Origin of the sequence: Coprococcus sp. RTP21204st1_G4_RTP21204_210225, assembly GCF_040915385.1 — a bacterium.
In the GTDB taxonomy this organism is placed as follows: domain Bacteria; phylum Bacillota; class Clostridia; order Lachnospirales; family Lachnospiraceae; genus Allocoprococcus; species Allocoprococcus comes.
In genome coordinates, this window is the sequence record NZ_JBCPDP010000048.1 from 1 (window position 1) to 2,521 (window position 2,521).

The following is a 2,521-nucleotide window of genomic DNA, read 5'->3' on the forward strand; positions in this document are numbered from 1 at the left end:
GACCATGATGGGGCTTGTAAAGTCCGGCTCTTGGGCGAAGGAAATCCTCGGCGCGTAGACGCTTACCGAAAACCTGCTACCGCTCACCGAAGGGGCGTGCCGAAACCGGTGCGCCCCTTCCCCTTAATAAGTTATTATTGGGAGCCAAGCGAAGGCTTCCGATGGAAAGGAACACGCTATGGCATATAACACACCGGAAACGGTTGCCGACTACCTAGCCCGCTTCCAGATGGAGATAACCCATCGTGGAAAGGGCACCTTCACTCCCGACCATGTGAAGTATTCCCTCACCATTGCGAGCGGCGGGAAAGACTTTTTCACGACCTTCGAGTCGAACCCTCATGTTCACGGCGAACCCACCATCACGCAAGTCTTTGGTGCCCTCGCATCCGATGCGATGGTTGTTCGCGACTACGGGATGGATGAGTTCGTAGACGAGTTTTGCGACGGGATGAAGCCGTCTGCCGCCATCCGCGCCTACAACTCCTGCAAGGAGACCTACGACTGGATGCGTGACGGTCTGTATCTCTCGAACGGCGATATCGCATCCCTCTCCGAGGTTATCAGCGAGAACGAGGACGAGGTAAACACTCTGGTCGAGAAGGCCGCATCCGAGCGTGCCGCGCGGTACGCCTATGACCATCCGAAGCTGCCGAAGGGTTTCGTTACTATCGAGCAGCTGCAAGGAGACCTTGACCTCGGGGACTTGCGCGACGAGGTGGAGGATTTTGATTTCGACGGTGACATCACCGAAGCGTTCGGCGAAACTGCCGAGTATAAGGTCGATGACAACTACCATGCCCTTCTCACGTGGCTTCCCGACCACACGGAGTGGCTGGAAGAAGCCGAGTTCGACGGCCTTCTCGAAGGCTGCGAGGGCGATATCTACAAGATGGTTCAGATGGCGCAGTACGTGTGCTTCAAGTCCGACCTCTACGACCATTGCGAGGATATCTGCCGTTACGGCACCCTCGACCAGCTAAGGGATATGGGGGTCTATGCCATCCGGGAAAGCCTTGCAGACGAAATCTTAAACGACCTCTCCTATGATGAGGATTATGCGCCGACCGATGACGCGAAGGACACCATCATCTCGGCTATCTATGCCACGTTCGAGGAGAAATATGGCGAAGACTTCGCCGATTGTGCCGACAACTTCATACAGGACAACGATGATATCGCGGGGCGCGTGAACCCCTGCGCGATGAGCGTGGAAACGGTTCGCGCGGTCTATGGGATGGGCTTTGATGCGGTCTTCTTGAATGACTGGAAGAAAGAGCTTGCAGAATGCGATATCGACCCGGAAGCGGTTTCCGTTGACAGCGAAGCGCACGATATGGAAAACGGCAGGGATGGGCTTGATGGTAACGCCCCGGAAAAGGATGCCCCGGAAAAGGACGATAGAGATGCGCAGCCGCCTGTAGACACCGACAACCGTTAGAAATGTGCATGGAAACGGGTGAGGGCAAGGCTCCACCCGTTTTCTGCTGAAAGGAGACTCTATGGAACCGAAACCGAAAGAGCGCATCGTCTTCGACGAAGACCTCTACTACGGAGACGAAGGCGAAGAAATGGCGATAAACGACCTCATGGAACGTGACGGTCTGACCGAGGATGAGGTGCGCGAGGACTTCACCGACGATGAGATTTTCAATCATCAGATGGAGATGAAGGATTTCGATTACGAGGAGGAGATGCGGGCACTTGCCGCCTTCTTTAACGGGGAGAAGTCCGACATGTCGGATTTCGTCAACCCTTACGGCGGCAACCACATCCTCGTGTCGGGAAGTGTTGGGCGCTGGAACGGCACGTCCACCGGCATCGCCGTCTACAAGGACTTCGATGCCGCCACCGATTGCTCTCCATCCCGTTTCGGTCAGGGCAACGTTTTCGCCGACTGCGAGATTCAGAAGGTCTGGGACGAGAACGGCACGCTTTACCTTGCCGGTGCCCACCATGACGGGCGCGTATCCGTCGAGATGCGTCAGCTCACCGATGAGGGCGAGCGCCTTTGGGGACAGCTCGATTACGAGGATCATCTGCCCCTCGATGGGCTTACCGCCATGGGAAAGCACTATGAGCTTGGCGACGAGAACCGGTTCGTCCACGACCTCTATAACAGCCCGGAACTCTGCGCCGCCCCCCGTTACGTGGAGCAGTCCTTCGGATGCCCTTCTGAGGAATACGAGAAAGAGGAAGGGACGCTCCCTCACGACTTCACCACCGGCAAATGGCGCGTGCATCTTATCTACCCCGGAGAGCGTTACGGTCTCGATGGTTGCCTGACCTATGAGTTAAATGCTTACTCTGGCGTACCTGCCGCCGCCCATCGCGCGTCCTACCCCCTTGTGGAGTTCTACGATACCTCGCAGGATGCCGCCCGCTTCCCGGGCGGGCAGTTCGTCTCTCGCTACTACATGACCGACCTGCTTGAGGACGATTCCATTGCCGTCTCCCTCGACACGATGCTCAAGAACGGGAACCAGTTCTCCCTTGATGGCGGCATCCCCGCTTGGACGGT

2 protein-coding genes are annotated in these 2,521 nt (G+C 56.9%); both read left to right on the forward strand.

Going from position 1 to position 2,521, the window contains the following annotated elements; translation table 11 throughout:
- Positions 1-178 precede the first annotated feature (178 nt).
- The gene (locus AB5213_RS16930; RefSeq protein WP_368277011.1) at positions 179-1,441 is read left to right on the forward strand and encodes a hypothetical protein; all 1,263 of its coding nucleotides are present in this window, start codon (positions 179-181) and stop codon (positions 1,439-1,441) included.
- Between the two features lie 61 nt (positions 1,442-1,502).
- Positions 1,503-2,521, forward strand: a 1,019-nt coding sequence (locus AB5213_RS16935; protein WP_368277012.1) for a hypothetical protein, incomplete at its 3' end; no start/stop codon positions are given.

What these genes read in the sequence shown, in the direction of transcription:
- AB5213_RS16930 (WP_368277011.1), top strand. Translation starts at nt 179, where the DNA reads ATGGCATATAACACACCGGAAACGGTTGCCGACTACCTAGCCCGCTTC.